The sequence below is a fragment of the Streptomyces sp. NPDC048496 genome, assembly GCF_043200055.1.
GTDB lineage: Bacteria > Actinomycetota > Actinomycetes > Streptomycetales > Streptomycetaceae > Streptomyces.
Genome location: NZ_JBICXB010000051.1, coordinates 23,488 through 39,250, shown reverse-complemented (window position 1 = coordinate 39,250; position 15,763 = coordinate 23,488). Strand labels below are relative to the sequence as shown.

14 protein-coding genes are annotated in these 15,763 nt (G+C 69.6%); 11 read left to right on the top strand and 3 right to left on the bottom strand.

The window, feature by feature from the left end; all coding sequences use genetic code 11:
• Positions 1-937: 937 nt before the first annotated feature.
• On the bottom strand, positions 938-1,429 hold the full coding sequence (locus ACGFSA_RS29935) for a GNAT family N-acetyltransferase (RefSeq protein ID WP_393309173.1): 492 nt from the start codon (positions 1,427-1,429) through the stop codon (positions 938-940).
• 26 nt (positions 1,430-1,455) lie between these two features.
• On the opposite strand from ACGFSA_RS29935, the gene ACGFSA_RS29930 reads away from it, so the two are divergent.
• From ACGFSA_RS29930 to ACGFSA_RS29910, 5 genes are all read left to right on the top strand, one after another.
• Positions 1,456-1,977 carry a CGNR zinc finger domain-containing protein gene (locus tag ACGFSA_RS29930; RefSeq protein WP_393309172.1) on the top strand — a complete coding sequence of 174 codons (522 nt, stop codon included), beginning with the start codon at positions 1,456-1,458 and terminating at the stop codon, positions 1,975-1,977.
• 713 nt (positions 1,978-2,690) lie between these two features.
• Positions 2,691-2,996, top strand: coding sequence for a hypothetical protein (locus ACGFSA_RS29925; protein ID WP_393309171.1), 306 nt, complete (start codon positions 2,691-2,693; stop codon positions 2,994-2,996).
• A 212-nt stretch (positions 2,997-3,208) separates the two neighbouring features.
• Positions 3,209-3,343 (top strand): hypothetical protein, encoded by a 135-nt coding sequence (locus ACGFSA_RS29920; RefSeq protein ID WP_393309170.1) that lies wholly within the window; start codon positions 3,209-3,211, stop codon positions 3,341-3,343.
• Positions 3,322-4,980, top strand: coding sequence for an FAD-dependent oxidoreductase (locus ACGFSA_RS29915; protein ID WP_393309169.1), 1,659 nt, complete (start codon positions 3,322-3,324; stop codon positions 4,978-4,980). The genes ACGFSA_RS29920 and ACGFSA_RS29915 overlap by 22 nt, the downstream gene beginning before the upstream one ends.
• Positions 4,977-6,410 carry an ATP-binding protein gene (locus tag ACGFSA_RS29910; protein ID WP_393309168.1) on the top strand — a complete coding sequence of 478 codons (1,434 nt, stop codon included), beginning with the start codon at positions 4,977-4,979 and terminating at the stop codon, positions 6,408-6,410. Before ACGFSA_RS29915 ends, ACGFSA_RS29910 begins: the two co-directional genes overlap by 4 nt.
• Before the next feature lie 324 nt (positions 6,411-6,734).
• On the opposite strand, the gene ACGFSA_RS29905 is transcribed toward ACGFSA_RS29910, so the two are convergent.
• Entirely contained in the window at positions 6,735-8,279 is a 1,545-nt protein-coding gene (locus ACGFSA_RS29905) for an APC family permease (protein ID WP_393309167.1), read from the bottom strand.
• Positions 8,280-8,404: 125 nt separating this feature from the next.
• Between ACGFSA_RS29905 and ACGFSA_RS29900 the strand changes: the two genes are divergently transcribed.
• The 5 genes from ACGFSA_RS29900 to ACGFSA_RS29880 all read left to right on the top strand — a co-directional run bounded on the left by ACGFSA_RS29900 (position 8,405) and on the right by ACGFSA_RS29880 (position 12,921).
• The gene (locus tag ACGFSA_RS29900; protein ID WP_393309166.1) at positions 8,405-9,151 is read left to right on the top strand and encodes a FadR/GntR family transcriptional regulator; all 747 of its coding nucleotides are present in this window, start codon (positions 8,405-8,407) and stop codon (positions 9,149-9,151) included.
• Between the two features lie 40 nt (positions 9,152-9,191).
• The gene (locus tag ACGFSA_RS29895; RefSeq protein WP_393309165.1) at positions 9,192-9,941 is read left to right on the top strand and encodes a cache domain-containing protein; all 750 of its coding nucleotides are present in this window, start codon (positions 9,192-9,194) and stop codon (positions 9,939-9,941) included.
• 176 nt (positions 9,942-10,117) lie between these two features.
• Positions 10,118-10,327, top strand: a complete 210-nt coding sequence (locus tag ACGFSA_RS29890) for a ferredoxin (protein ID WP_393309164.1) — start codon at positions 10,118-10,120, stop codon at positions 10,325-10,327.
• Positions 10,317-11,690 (top strand): NAD(P)/FAD-dependent oxidoreductase, encoded by a 1,374-nt coding sequence (locus ACGFSA_RS29885; RefSeq protein WP_393309163.1) that lies wholly within the window; start codon positions 10,317-10,319, stop codon positions 11,688-11,690. The genes ACGFSA_RS29890 and ACGFSA_RS29885 overlap by 11 nt, the downstream gene beginning before the upstream one ends.
• Positions 11,691-11,721: 31 nt before the next feature.
• Positions 11,722-12,921 carry a cytochrome P450 gene (locus ACGFSA_RS29880; RefSeq protein WP_393309162.1) on the top strand — a complete coding sequence of 400 codons (1,200 nt, stop codon included), beginning with the start codon at positions 11,722-11,724 and terminating at the stop codon, positions 12,919-12,921.
• Positions 12,922-13,316: 395 nt separating this feature from the next.
• Here ACGFSA_RS29880 and ACGFSA_RS29875 read toward each other — a convergent pair whose 3' ends face one another.
• A complete protein-coding gene (locus ACGFSA_RS29875) occupies positions 13,317-13,580 on the bottom strand; it encodes a hypothetical protein (protein ID WP_393309161.1) in 264 nt (87 codons plus the stop codon).
• Between the two features lie 290 nt (positions 13,581-13,870).
• Between ACGFSA_RS29875 and ACGFSA_RS29870 the strand changes: the two genes are divergently transcribed.
• Positions 13,871-15,322: a dihydrolipoyl dehydrogenase family protein gene (locus tag ACGFSA_RS29870; RefSeq protein ID WP_393309160.1), complete on the top strand. Its 1,452-nt coding sequence runs from the start codon at positions 13,871-13,873 to the stop codon at positions 15,320-15,322.
• The last annotated feature ends 441 nt before the right edge of the window (positions 15,323-15,763 follow it).

Below are 15,763 nucleotides of genomic sequence, written 5' to 3'. Positions count from 1 at the left end.
CATACCCCCACCCCCTCACCCACCCGGCAGCACCCCACCCCCACCCACCACACCCCCACCACCACCCTGAACAACCATCACCCACCACCCCCACCGATACTTACGTCGGACGAGCCCGGAAACAGGGCGCCCAAGCCCATGGCAAGATCTGGTATCCCACGGCGTCCCACACCTCCCAGGAAAGCGCCCGACCACCCACTGCCCGGATCTGGTCCAGCTCGCAGAAATGCGCTGGCGCATCGAACACGACCGAGTCTCTGTGCGACGACCTTCGCGGGTTCTTCCCCCGAGGTTTCTCATGAGGGCTGTCCACGACCAAGTATCCGAAGAGAGCCCGTTCGGAAGGTTCTGCGCTTCAACGGGTGTTCCAGGATTCGTGGTTGTCCAAAGCCTGCCGGAGCAGCGCCGGATGAGTCCGACGGGGTGGAGGACCTGCCGCACAGGCCGCCCGCGCGGAGTGCCGGCCGGCCGCAGCAACGGCCTCCACAAGGACGGAGGCGTAGCGCCTCGATCTGCCGTGGCGCTCCAGGCCGCCTCCCCGGGGCTGAGCGGTGCCGTATCGCGCGCCGACGATCAGCAGGACATGGAGCAGGGACACATGTCCCGGCGCCACGCTTCCCACGCTCAGGCCCGCTGCGACCACGCAGGTGCCCATCCTGACGACCGAGCACTCGCTGTGACGGTCCAGAAGTTCCCCGGCCACCGGCAACCCGATCCACGGAACCGACTGGGCCGCCGAGAGCAGGAGACCGGCTGAGCCGTGCTCACGTTCAGGGCACGTTGAAGGTCGATGCCCATCGCCCCGCTGTTCTGCACGAGCAGCAGCGCTTGTCAGTGAGGATCAGGAGCACTGCTCATGAGTCCGCCCGAGCATGAAGATGCGCCTTGACTGCGGCCGAGGAGAACGCGGCTCGTCGCTCACGTGGCGGGTCGCCTGTCACGGACGCCAGCACAGTGAGGGGTCGGGGTGGTCGACGAAACCCAGTGCACGGTAGAGCGGTTCACCGTCGGAAGAGGCGTACAGGTCCACTCGGGCGACCTCACGTTCCCGGAACCAGTCGAGCAAGCCCCGCATGATCGCGCGGCTGTGGCCGCGCCGTCGATACGTCGGATCGGTGACCACGCCGATCACGTGTCCGATCCGACCATTGCGCAGGTGCGGGCCGGGCAGCCGTTGCTCAATAGTGCCGATGCCACAGGCGGCGAGGCCGTCGCCGCCGTCCACGACGAGGATCCGTACGGCGTCCGCTGTCAGCTGTTCCTTCAGCACCGCAGCAAGTGCGTCCCGCCAGTCGTCGTCTGCTGAAGACGGGTTGAAGAAGTCGCCGCCAAGGGTCTCGAACAGCAACGTCCGCAGACGTACGAGCTCGGGGACGTCGTTCTCCCCTCCCTGCCGTACTTCGGTGTGCTGTCCTGTGCGGTGTCTCATGCCGGCCAGAATGATGTAATGAGCTTATGCATCTCAACCCTTACGGCGAGGATGCCGTGAACCTGGCTGCGGATCTCGCCAACCGACGCCCGGCAAACGCCGAGGAACTCGCGGACCGCTGCCGCGCTGCCGGGCTTATGCTGGAGCACCCGGTCACGGCGCGGGACCTGGACCGTACCCAGGCCGCGCTGAGGGCGTGGGAAAAGGTCGTCGACGCCACCGACGAGCGTGAGCGCGCCGAGCTGGTCAACCGGATGCTGGCGGCGGCCTGCACCCACCCGCGGCTGACCGATCACGCCGACGACGGCTGGCACCTGCACTACCGCGACGACCGGCAGCCGCTCGGCGCCCTCCTGTTCTCACTGATCTCCGTTGGTACCGCGCTGCACCTGGCAGGGCGAGGGATGCACCGGCTCCAGCGGTGCGCCGTGACCGAGTGCACCACGATCTTCGCCGACACCTCCCGCACCGGGCGGCAGCGTTACTGCTCCCAGCGCTGCGCCAATCGCGACGCGGTACGCCGACACCGCGCGCGAGCCGCGCCGTGAATCGCACCCGGCGGCGCGGTGAGTCGCACCGTGAATCCTGCGGTGAGTCGCAGCCTCAACCCAGGACAAGCCGCGGTCGACCGAGGTGCGGGAAATCGACCAACAGATACGCCCGCGTTGTGCGCCACGCTGCTCTTCGCGCGCGTCAGCGAAGCCGCCCGAGCCCGCACCGGAACGCGAGCCCCGTTGCGGTGAGCGACGTGGTTCAGCCCCCGTGCGGCCGACTCGTCGGCGAATCCCTTGGCGATCGGGCACCGCCGTGGCGTTCCCCACTGCAAGGAGAGGCACCCACCTACAATCCGTCGCACGGGCGGGCCGGTACCGCTTCTCCGCTATTCGCCCGGCCTCCTGCGAGTGGCGCAGGAAGTCGCCATAGCTGTCGGAGGCCGGCGGCTGAGGTGCGTCGGAGTGCACCGGCGTCCACACGGACCGTTCCCCACCTCCTCGGCGGCCCGGACTGCACCGGGCGGGTCACGTTGAGCTCCGGCAGAGAGTCGCCCGCCATCGCGTCCTCTGGTGCGATCACGCCGACGAGCGCGGTCCTCCGGCGTTCCAGGCCGGCAAGGTTCGCGAAGTGGTCGAGAGTGACGGCGCCGGGCCCGGTGGTGCGCAGCGGGTCGGTAACCAGGCGGGCGCCGCACCCTTCGCCGTGTAAACCGGCTCGGCAGCCTCGACTTCTGACCGAGATTGTGCCTGAAATATACAGTTAAATCATGAATATCCGGTTGGCCCTGCTTAACAGTGCGGAACGGGGCGTCACAGAGGGCGAGGTGCTGCGGCTCGCCCTTCAGCACGCCGTCGCCGAGCTGGACGGCCTGGGCGGGACGGTGCACCTGCGTGGTCCCATGTCGGCGCTACGTCTGGTGTCGGTGGCCGGACTGCCTCCGGGCCTCGTCCGGCCGTGGGAGATCATCGACCAGGAGGACACCGCGGCGCCGGCATGCGCCGTGCGCCAGGGGACCGGCGTATGGATGCTCCACGACCCCCCAGGGCACCACCCCGCCCGCGTCGGCCAGTGACTGGCCCGGGACGGGCCTTGCGGCCGTACCGGTTTTCGGCAGGGAGCAGCGCCCGGTCGGCGCCCTCACCGTCGTGGCACGTGCCTCGGGAGAACCCACGAGGAAGCAGTGGGAATTCCTCACAGCGGTGGCCGCCTGGGCGAAGGAGCGGATGAGTTGCGGATCCACCCCTGGGCGCGGCAGAGCCCCCGTTCGAGACGGTAGAGCTGACGATGCCCCGGGGAAGCCTCCTGGTGCTGCACACCGACGGCCTGGTCGAATCGTCCGAGCGCGAGATCGAACAGGGCATGACCCATTTCCCGGTCTTTGCGGGAATGATGGAGTCATGGCGAACCCGACGATCCTGACTGTCGACGACGACCCGGCAGTCTCCCGGGCGGTCGCCCGCGACATCCGGCGACAGTACGGCGACCGCTACCGAATCGTGCGCGCGCTCTCCGGCCGCGATGCCCTTGAAGCACTGCGTGAGCTCAAGCTCCGCGGCGATCAGCTCGCGCTCATGCTCGCCGACTACCGCATGCCCCAGATGAATGGCATCGAGTTCCTCGAGGAGGCCATGGATCTCTTCCCGCTCGCACGTCGCGTGTTGCTGACCGCCTACTCGGACACGGAAGCGGCCATCGACGCAATCAACGTCGTGGATCTCGACCACTATCTCCTCAAGCCCTGGAGCCCGCCGGAACAGCACCTCTATCCGGTGATCGACACACTGCTGGACCTGTGGAACGACACACCTGATCCGGGAGACACGGAGACCCGTGTGGTCGGGCACCGTTGGTCCGCGCCCTCCTTCGCGGTCCGTGACTTCCTCACCCGTAATCTCGTGCCCTATCGCTGGCTGTTGTCCGACGAGCCGGAGGGGCAGCGCCTGCTGGCTGCCGCAGGGGTGTCCGCGGCCGACGTACCGCTGGTCATCACCCCGGACGGAAAGCCTCTGGTCTCCCCCACCGAGCGGGAGCTCGCCGCGCAGGTCGGACTCAGCACCGTTCCGGCCTCGGACTTCTACGACCTGGTGGTGGTCGGTGGGGGGCCTGCCGGTCTGGGAGCTGCCGTCTACGGCGCTTCGGAGGGACTGCGTACGGTCCTGGTGGAACAGCAGGCGACCGGCGGGCAGGCCGGACAGAGCAGCCGTATCGAGAACTACCTCGGATTCCCCGACGGCGTCTCCGGTTCCCAGCTGACCGAGCGAGCGCGCCGCCAGGCGCTGAAGTTCGGGGCGGAGATCCTCAGCGCGCAGCGGGCTGTCGCGCTGGAGGTGGCGGGATCGGGCCGGGTGCTGCATCTGGGGGCGGAGAGCTCGATTGCCGCACACACGGTGGTCCTGGCCACCGGGGTGTCCTATCGGCGGCTGGCCGCCACCGGGCTGCAGGAGCTCACCGGGGCGGGTGTCTTCTACGGGTCTGCGGTCACCGAGGCGCCCAGCTGCTCCGGGGACGATGTATACATCGTCGGCGGTGCCAACTCCGCGGGGCAGGCAGCGGTGTACTTCTCACGCTACGCACGGCGTGTTCACGTCCTCATCCGCCAAGGCGATCTGGCCCGTTCGATGTCCAGCTATCTGGTCGACCAGATCAACGGCATCGCCAACATCGAGATCCACCCGTGGACCGAGGTGCTCGGCGGCGAGGGCGAAGGGCACCTGCAGCGGCTGACCCTCCGCGAGAGCCGGTCCGGCGCCGTGCGCACCATTGCCGCGTCGTGGCTGTTCATCTTCATCGGGGCCGAGCCGCATACAGAGTGGTTGGCGGGGGTGGTCACCCGCGATGAGCGCGGATTCGTGGTGACGGGCCCCGACCTGGTGGCCGGAGGGAAGCGTCCGCCCGGGTGGCGGTTGCCGAGAGATCCGTACCACCTGGAGTCGAGCGTGCCCGGTGTCTTCGCAGCAGGGGATGTGCGTTCCTCCTCGGTCAAACGTGTCGCGTCGGCCGTCGGCGAGGGAGCCATGGCCGTCACGCTGGCGCACCGCTATCTGGAGGCGCAGTGACCACGTCAGCACATCTGTCACCTGAGCAGTTGCGGACTCTTTTCCTGTTCGAGGAGCTCAGCGAGGAGCAACTCGGCTGGCTGGCAGAACGCGGACGTGCAGAACAACGGCTCGCCGGAAGCGTGGTGTACAAGGAGGGCGAGTCGGCCACGTGTTTCTTCGTGCTGCTCAGCGGAGTGATCGCGCTCAGCCGGGTACTGCACGGCGACGATGTGGAGGTCACCCGCACCGATCAGCGCGGTGTGTACAGCGGGGCAACTCGCTCGTACATCGGGGACCGCATTGAGCAGCGGTACCCCCACACCCTGCGGGCTGTCACTGACACCGAGTTCTTCGTGTTGCCCGCCGACGATTTCGCGTACGCGGTACGCACGTGGTTTCCGATGGCACTGCACCTGCTGGAGGGCTTGTTCTTCGGTACACGTGCGGCCAATGCCATCGTCAATGAGCGCGAGCGGCTGCTGGCCCTGGCGTCGCTGTCGGCAGGCCTGACTCATGAGCTGAACAATCCTGCGGCAGCCGCTGTGCGGGCCACTGCGGCTCTGCGGGAGCGAGTGGCCGGTATGCGCCACAAGCTCGCCATGATCGCTGACGGCCGGCTGGACGGAACCGAGCTGCATCGCCTCGTGGAGCTGCAGGACGATGCGGTTCAACAGGCAGCCACGGCTTCCGGTCTGCCCGCGCTGGCTGCTGCGGATGCGGAGGACGCCGTCGGCGACTGGCTCGAGGAGCACGGGGTCACCGAGGCGTGGGATCTGGCACCGACTCTGGTCGCCGCGGACATCAGCGTGCCGTGGCTGACCTCGGTGGCCGACACCATCGGCGAGGACAATCTGGGCTCCACGGTACGGTGGCTGGCGTACACCATCGATGCGGAACTCCTGATGGGCGAGATCGATGATGCCGTGACCCGCATCTCGGGCCTGGTCGGCGCGGCAAAGCAGTACGCACAGCTGGACCGGGCGCCGCAACAGACCGTGGATGTGCACACGTTGCTCGATGCCACCCTGACAATGCTGCGGGCGAAGATCCCGTCAAATGTTCTGGTGGTCAAGAACTACGGCCACGAATTGCCGCCGATTTCGGCCTTCGGCGCCGAGCTCAACCAGGTATGGACCAACCTGATCATCAACGCCATGGACGCCATGCCTGCAGGGGGCACACTGACGATTCGGACGTGGCGGGAGGATGCCCGACTGCTCGTGGAGGTGGCCGACACCGGCACAGGGATTCCGTCTGACATCAGACCCCGCATCTTCGAACCGTTCTTCACCACCAAACCGGTCGGTGAGGGCACTGGACTGGGGCTGGACATCTCCTACCGCATCGTGGTCAACAAACATCACGGGGACATCCGGGTCTCCTCGCAGCCGGGCGACACTCGTTTTCAGGTGTGTCTGCCGATCGACCCGCAGGATGAGGGGCCCTGAGGGCACCCTGCCCGCTATCGGCCAGGTATCTGCGATTCATCGATCTGTGCGACGGCCACGGAGCCGGTCCAGTCCCGGCGATGTGGCCGGGCTGCCGGCCACTCGGACCAACAGGCGGTTCGACCTCGCCCGCGGACTACTCTTCCGGGTGGCCCTGTTGCGCACGGCGGACGACGAACACTGCGTCGCATTGCCTCACATCGTCGACGGCTGGTCGCTCAATCTGCTGCGCGGGGAGCGGGCCGACCATTACGTCACCCAGCACGCCGAACGGGCCCGGCGCGATGATGCGCGGGGCCCGTTCGGTGTCCTGAGGGGCCGGGATCAGCCGATACCGGCCGGCGCCCCGGCCTCCGTGGACCGTCCCGTTCCGGGCCGGTCCGCGACGCCCTGGAGGGCGTCGCCCGCCGGGGCGTCGCTCCGCTCGTGCGGCCGGGCCACGAACAGGTACACCAAGCCGGCCGCGACCACCACCGCGCCGCTCAGCAGCACGATGTAGTTGTCGTACCAGGCCACCCCTGGGGTGCGTCCCCAGCACATGTTGACCAGCGCCAGCACGCCGTAGAGGAGGGCGCCGGCGTTCACCAGCAGACCCCAGCGGCCGTTCGTGTAGTCGCCGGTGGGCCGCCAGCCCTTGAGCCGGGCGCGCAGGGCGGCCAGCACGACCATCTGGAAGGAAAGGTAGATGCCCACCGTGGAGAAAGAGATGATCTTCGTGAGGGCGTCGGCCGAGTATGCCGAGCCCACGATGATCAGCGCCGGCAGCACCGCGGCGAGCAGCAGCGCGTACGGCGGCACCCGCAACCGGTCCGACATGACGGACAGCGCCCGGCTGCCGACGATCATCCGGTCGCGGGCGAAGGAGTACGCGAGCCGGCTCGCCGCCGCCTGAAGGCTCAGCGTGCACGACACGAATGAGATCAGCACGATGCCGATGACGACCCGGGCGCCCGCCGCGCCGAACGCCTCGTTGAGTACGGTGCCGACCGGATCGGTGTCCTTGCCCGCGATCACGGCGCCGATGTCGGCGACCGACATGATGAGGGCGAGGGTGACCCCGAGTGCCGCGCCGCCGCCGATGTAGATGGTGCGCCGCATCGACACGGGAATCTGCCGGCCCGGGTTCGGGATCTCCTCGGCGACGTCACCGCAGGCCTCGAAGCCGAAGAAGAGGAAGACGCCGATCAGGCTCGCGCCCAGGAACGCGGAGGTGTACGAACCGTCGGCGCCCGCACCGAAGCTGTCGAAGATCGCCCCGAGGCCGTGCTCCCGGTGAGTGATCAGCAACCACGCGCCGACCGCCAGCGCGCCCACCAGTTCGGCCGCGAAGGCGAAGAACGCGACCATCGACACCAGCTTCGTCCCGCCGAGGTTCACCACCGTGGCCAGCGCCAGCATCCCCAGCGCACACCAGATCGTGGTGGTGGTCGAGGACGTGAAGCCGAAGAGCGCCGCCACGAAGGGACCGGCGCCGTAGGCCACCGCGGAGATCGTGGACATCAGCGCGAGCAGATAGATCCAGCCAGTCATCCAGCCCCACTTGCGGCCCCACAGCCGGCGGGCCCACGGGTACACGCCGCCGGAGACCGGGAACTGGGCGACCACCTCGCTGAAGACCAGGGCGACCAGCAGTTGGCCGAGCCCGGCGATGACGATGCCCCAGATCATCGGCGGACCGCCGGCGGCCAGCGAGGAGGCGAACAGCGTGTAGACCCCGACCACGGGGGAGAGGTAGGTGAAGCCGAGGGAGAAGTTCGCCCACAGGCTCATGTCCCGTTTGAATTCGGACTCGTACCCCAGGGCCGCCAGACGCTGCGCGTCGGCGTCCAGGGAAGGCTCCGATCCTCCGGGTGAGGTCGTCTCCGGCATGGCCCGCTCCTTGGAAATGGCACCAGATTGCCGTGACCGCGTCACGGTGGCCGAAAACCTACGACATTGAAGTTCAAAGGACAAGGGTTTGCCGGTACGCTGAACTTCCCCTGGACGAGGAGGACATGGCGACCGTGGACGGCCGGCTTCCCGCCCGCAACGTGGTGTTCGCCCCCCTGGCCGATGCCGGGCGGGCTGACGCCGTGGTGCGCAGGATCGCCGAGGCGGTCACCCTCGGCATCGTCGCGGACGGCGAGCAGCTCCCCAGCGAAAGCGATCTCGCCGTCCAGCTGGGCGTCGCCAACGGCACCGTACGCGAGGCGCTGGCCATCCTGCGCGAACAGGACCTGGTCGAGACGCGGCGCGGACGGGGCGGCGGCAGCTTCGCCCGTTCCCCCAAGGACGGCGCGGCCGGACTCCAGCTGGCCCGCCTCAAGGAGATCGGCACTGTGGAGCTGCGGGACCTCGGCGACGAGCACTTCGCTGTCTTCGGCGCCGCCGCCCGCTTCGCCGCCGAACGCGCCCCCACCGACGCCGCCGTCCGCATCGGCCGACTGGTGACCGCGCTGCGCGTCTCCGCCACCCCGGTCGAACGCCAGCGTGCCGACGCCCGCTTCCACATCGAGATCGCCGCCGCCTCGCAGTCGGTACGGCTCACCCAGCTCGAAGTCCGGCTGCAGGCCGAACTCGGACCGCTGCTGTGGCTGGCCGAGGCGCAGGCACCGGATCCGGGCGCCGCCGCCGACGAGCACCAGGCCATCCTGGACGCCATCGCCGCCGGGGACGCTTCGCACGCCCGCAGCCTGGCGGAGGAGCACACCGTGTCCTGCGTGCACCACCTGATCCGCACCCACCTGAAGCTCACCGACTGACCCCGGTGCGCCGACCGACGCCCCACCCGACGGAGCAGCAATGACCAGCAGTGCAGCCGACGGCCTGGCCCGGTGCGCGACCCGCATCGGGCGGGCCGTCGATTCCGTCCTCGCCTCACTCGCCGGGCTGGAGGCCCGGGCCGCCGTCTGCTGGACCGCCGCCGGAGAACGCGGTCGCAGGCCGACCACCGCAGACCTGGCCCTCGTGCGACCCGACCTCCAGCAGTTGCTGCGAGAGCAGGGCAGCCGCTTCCTCGGCGCCGGCGTCGTCGCCGCGCCCGACGCCCTCGACGACGCCCCGCTGCACCTGGAGTGGTGGCAGCGGGCCGGGCAGGACACCCTCCACCGGCTCCGGCTCGCCCTGGATCCCGCCGACGACAACTTCTACGACTACACCGTCATGCCCTGGTTCGCCGTCCCGCGCGACGTCGGACACGGCACCGTCAGCGGCCCCTACGTGGACCTGACCTGCGCCAACCGCTACGTCCTCACCTTCACCCGGCCGCTGGTCACCGGCGGCCGCTTCGCTGGCGTCGTCGGCGCGGACATCACTCTCGCCGCCTTCGAGCAGCTGCTCGTCCCCCCGCTCAAGCAGCTCGGCGCCGACGCCGTGCTGGTCACCGGTGAGGGCCGCATCCTCGCCACCAACACCCCCGCCCGCACCGTCGGCGCCCTCGCCCACGACCTCCTGGCCTCGTCCCCGGCGGCGGACCGGGCCGCCGTGCCGGCCACTGCCGTGGACTGGACCGTGATCGGCGTGCGTCCCGGCGCATTCGCCGGCGACCGATGAGTTGCGGGGCGCCGCACGGTCTGCTCCCGTGCAAGGACCCCTCGCACGAGAGCCGTCGAGCGTCAGGAACGTGGTCAGGGTTACGGCCGGTGCGACACCGGCGTAACGAGCGCCTGGTGTGACACCGGCGTAGAAAGAGAAGGGGACACCGGTACGGACTCAGGGAGTGGCCAGCCATGCAGATCGTTGTGGACCTCACGCACTGCCAGGGCTATGCGCAGTGCGTCTTCCTCGCGCCGGAGGTGTTCGAGCTGCACGGTGAAGAGGGGTTGCTGTACGCCCCGGCCGTCCCGGACGACCAGGCCGAGCGCGTGCGCCAGGCCGCGGCGGCGTGCCCGGTCCAGGCCATCCTCGTCGGCGATGAGGTGAGCGCCGGTGCCCGGTGATCTGCGGGACGGCCGCATCGTCATCGTCGGCGCGTCGCTGGCCGGGTTGAGGGCCGCGGAGACGCTGCGCGAGGAGGGCTTCACCGGCTCACTGACCGTGGTGGGGGATGAGCCCTATCCGCCCTACGACCGGCCACCGCTGTCCAAGCAGGTGCTGCTCGGCAAGGTGTCGGCGGACACCACGGGGCTGCCGATGCGCCGGGATCCGGACGCCGACTGGCGGCTGGGCGTACGCGCTACCGGCCTGGACCCTCTCGGGAAACGGGTGATGCTGGCCGACGGCGAGTCGCTGCCGTTCGACCGGCTGCTGATCGCCACCGGAACCCGGGCGCGGCCCTGGCCCAACCCGGAGGAGGGCTCCCTGGACGGGGTGTTCACCCTGCGCACCCGCGACGAGGCCGGGGGGCTGGCCGAGCGGCTGGCTGCCGGGCCGAGGCGGGTGCTGGTGATCGGCGGCGGCTTCACCGGCTCGGAGATCGCTTCGGCCTGCCGGGAACGAGGACTGGACGTCACGGTCGCCGAACGCGGCCCCGCACCCCTGGTGGGCGCGCTCGGCGGGACGCTGTCGAAGCTTGCGGCCGTCATGCAGCGCAACCACGGCGTGGATCTGCGCTGCGGGGTGACGGTCACCGCCCTGCGCGGGGACGGGAACGGCCGGTTCACCGGCGCGGACCTGTCCGACGGCAGCCGTGTCGACGCGGACGTGTGCGTCGTGGCGTTGGGGGCGGTCCGCAATGTCGAGTGGCTGGCGGAGTCCGGGCTGGCAGCGGGCCCACGCGGGATCGCCTGCGACGCCGGGTGCCGGGCCTTCAGCATGTACGGGATCGTCACCGACGACGTCTTCGTGGCCGGTGACGTCTCGCGGTTCCCGCACCCGCTGTTCGGGTATCAGATGCTCTCCCTGGAGCACTGGGGCAACGCCGTCGCGCAGGCCGAAGTGGCGGCCCACAACATGATCAATCCGGGGCCCCTGCGGCGCCCGCACCTCGCCCTCCCGACGTTCTGGTCGAGCCAGTTCGGGCTCAACATCAAGTCAGTGGGCGTGCCGACCTTCTCCGACCAAGTGGTCATCGCCCAAGGTTCCCTGGAAGCGCGCCGTCTGGCGATGGTCTACGGCTACCAAGGGCGGGTCACCGCCGCGGTCACCGTCGACATGGCCAAGTCGCTCGACTACTACCGGCACCTGATCGAGACGGCTGCTCCGTTCCCGCCCCCGCCCGGCGCGGCGGACCGTGCGCTCGCGGCCGACATCCCGATTCCGTCCGACGTGCCGGATCCGAAGGGGCTGTCCCATGGCCCCATCGTGGCGCTCACCGGTCACCTGCCCGATCGCCGACTGACCGTGGTGCAGCCCACCGGCTGACCGGCGTCCCGCCCAACCACGAGGAGCCACCATGGACTCCGACACCTTGCTGACACGGATCACTGACTACGTGAACCGCCCCAACCCCTACCCGCTGTACGCGGAACTCCGCGAGGCCGGTCCCGTGGTGCGGCAGGCAGACGGCAGCTGTCTGATCGGCACCTACCACGAGATCGCCGCGCTGCTCCACGACCCTCGGCTGAGTGCCGATCCGCGCTGCCGCACCGCCTCGTCTCCGTCCGCGGAGATGGCGAATCCGCCGTTCCTGCGGCTCGACGACCCCGAGCACCACAGGCTGCGCACCCTGACCATGCGCCCGTTCGGCCCGCCGCACAGCCCGGGCCGGGTCGATGCCATGCGCGGCGAGATCACCCAGCTCACCAAGGAACTGATGGAGGCCTTCCATGCGGGCCGGCAGATCGACATCGTCGACGATTTCGCCTACCCGCTGCCCGTCACCGTGATCTGCCGCCTGCTCGGCGTGCCGCGCGAGGACGAGCCGCTGTTTCGAGCTTGGTCCGACGCGCTGGTCACATCCGCCGACGTGAGGCCGGACGAGGAATCCCCCGAGCGGAACCAGGCGGGCAACCAGGCGCGGATCGAGATGGGCCAATACCTCGTGGACCTCGCCGAGCAGCGCCGTGGCCACCCGACCGACGACATGCTCTCCGCCTTCGTCAACGAGCCGGATCCGGCCCTGCGGCTCACCCGCGAGGAACTCGCGGTCACCGCCGTGCTGCTGTTGATCGCGGGACACGAGACCACGGTCAACCTGATCACCAACGGGGTGCTCACCCTGCTCCGCCGCCCCGAGCATGTGGACCAGCTGCGTCGCGAACCCGACCTGCTACCGCAAGCGGTGGAGGAACTGCTGCGCTACGAACCCCCGGTCCACATGCGCGAGAGGATCCCCCGCGTCGACATCGACGTCGCCGGCACAACGATCCCCAAAGGCACGTCCGTCGTACTGGTGCTGGCCTCAGGCAACCGCGATCCCAAGCGGTTCCACGAGCCCGACCGGTTCGACCCCACCCGCCCGGACAACCAGCACTTCGGCTTCGGCAGCGGTATCCACCTGTGCTACGGCGCACCACTCGCCCGCATCGAAGCCGAGGCCGCGCTCGGCGCGCTGATCCCCCACCTGAGCACGGCACGCCTGGTCCAGGACCCGCCCCCCTACCGGCAGAACGCCATGCTCCGCGGCCCCCGCCACCTGCCCATCCAACTATGACTCGGCTACGTGGCGGCACACGGCAAGCAGGAGTGGCGGTCTGCCCGTATCCCGCTCGTCGGACTCCAACACTCGGGCTGCCTCCTGATCAGCCCGAACAGGGTCTCGTCGGCCTGGGAATGATCGAGGCGCAGACGTCGGCTGCGGCGATCCCGCTCAGGACGCCGTGACGCCACACCGCGACAGCACAGCGCTAACCGGTGGACCGCCTGCGGCGGACAGAACCGGGACGTCTCGGGGTGGAGCCGGCCGCTCCTCAAGTCACGGCCGGACCGCGCCAGGGCTCCTCAGCGCGCGGTACGCATCCGTAGCCCGCCGCATCCTCGCAGACTCCGCAGCGATCGCGGAACGCACGATTGCCTCGACGAGGGACAGCGCAGGGCGGTGCGCATCCCCTACTCGCCGGACTGCTCGACATCGCGGCCAACGCGCTCCAGCGGCTGTCGGAGCAGTCCGTACGCGCCTGGGACATCGGCGTAGTCCTGGATCCTTCTGCGGCAGTGCCCACCGCCGGGACAGCTCTGCCGTGGGAGCGGATCGACCTCATTGCCGGACCGTTCAGCCACGCCGGCACCAGGACCCGCCTCGCACCACAGCGGATCCGGGTCGAGCTCACCGACACCAGCCGGACGCTGTTCCTCGACATCGACGAGGTGCACATCTACCCCGTGGAGCCCGCTGACCCCACTGGCTCCGGCCGGCCCAGCAGAGGCGGTCCTGCGTCTGATCCACGGCCGCAACCGTTCCCAGGACCCACTGAACACGGACGGCCCAGTCACCGGCAGCGACCTGCGCACCCTCTTCCCAGGCTTTTGAGCCCGTGATCGTGGCAGCTCCTCCCCCTGATACCGCTCCTGCCCCGAACCGCGTCCGCCGGCCAGGGCGACGACCGGCGTCAAGCAATCCCAGGGGCGAATGAGCGATCAGCCCGATCGTGATAGGAAAAAACATGAGCAAAGGACACGAACCCCAGGGAAACGGCACATATGACGTGATCGTGCTCGGCGCCGGTCCGGTCGGCCAGAACATCGCCGACCGCGCCCGCGCGGGCGGCCTCAGCGTGACCGTGGTGGAACGGGAACTCGTCGGCGGGGAATGCTCCTACTGGGCCTGCGTGCCCAGCAAGGCGCTGCTGCGGCCGGTCATCGCCGTCGCCGACGCCCGCCGCGTGGACGGCGCCCGGCAGGCCGTCACCGGCCGGCTCGACACGGACCGGGTCTTCGCCCGCCGCAATCGCTACGTCACCGACTGGGACGACAGCGGACAGGCCCGATGGATGAAGTCAATCGGCGCCGACCTGTTCCGCGGCCACGGCCGGATCGACGGTCCCCGCCGCGTCACCGTCACCCGCGACGACGGCGCGCGCCAGACCCTCACGGCCCAGCACGCGGTGGCCATCGCCACCGGCAGCCGGCCCGTGCTGCCCGACATCCCGGGCATCGGACAGGCCCGACCCTGGACCAACCGGCACGGCACCGACTCCAGCACCGCGCCCGCACGGCTCGCCGTCGTCGGCGGCGGCGGAGTCGGGGTGGAGATGGCCACCCTCTGGCAGGGTCTGGGCTCCCAGGTCACCCTGCTCGTCCGCCGCGCCCTGCTGCCCCGCATGGAACCCTTCGTGGGCGAGCTGCTCGAACGCAGTCTCACCGAGGCGGGCGTTGACGTGCGGATCGGTGTGCAGGTGACCGCCCTGCGCCGCCCGGACCCCACGGGACCGGTCACCCTCACCCTCGACGACGGCAGCGAACTGGAGGCCGACGAGGTCATGTTCGCCACCGGCCGAGCTCCCCATACCGACGACATCGGCCTCGACACGGTCGGTCTCGCCCCCGGCTCCTGGCCGGACGTGGACACCACCTGCCTGGTCGAAGGTGTCGACGGCGAATGGCTGTACGCACTGGGTGACGTCAACCACCGTGCGCTCCTCACTCACCAGGGCAAGTACCAGGCCCGGACCGCGGGCGACGCCATCGCCGCCCGCGCCGCCGGCCGGCCGCTGGACGACGCCCCCTGGGGCGACCACGCCACCACCGCCGACCAGCACGCCGTACCCCAGGTCTTCTTCACCGACCCCGAAGCGGCCGCCGTGGGCCTGAACGCCGAGCAGGCGGCCCGCGCCGGCTACCGCGCCAAGACCGTCGATGTCGACTTCAACGCGGCCCAGGGCGCCAACCTCTACGCCGACGGCTACCAGGGTCACGCCCGGATGGTCGTCGACCTCGACCGGGACGTCCTGCTCGGGGTCACCTTCGTCGGCCCCGGCGTCAGCGAACTCCTGCACTCGGCGACCGTGGCGGTCACTGGGGAAGTCCCGCTCAAGCGGCTGAGGCACGCGGTCGCCTGCTTCCCGACGGTCAGCGAGATCTGGCTCTTCCTCCTCGCCGCCTACCAGCGTGACTGAGCCACGTCGCGGAAACACACCAGCGATCCGCCACACACGGCCCACGCCACGCGCTGCCCCTACGTCTGCATCCAGCGCAACCGCGATCGACTTGATCAAGGAGCACGCGCGGCGCTTCGACCACGTCGACCTGCGGCGCGGGAAGAACAGCGGCATTCTGGTTGCATGAGCGGTGCGATGATCATCGTAGACACACCGTCCCCCACAGGGGGGCGAATAGTGAGCGTGCACCGGACCGGCGGGGACGAAGTCCTTGGGCTGGCCCACTCCGATCGCGATCTGGTGGCGTTCCTTGAGGGCGCCGGCCTGTCGGACCCGGAAGAAGTTCTTGACGATCCGCGGTGGGTGGAGTGGCGAGGCAGCCCAGCGCACCGGTGGCCCCCCGCATAGGCACTCCGGGCACACGGAAATAGGCGCCAGCGGGCAGGGCATCACAGCCCT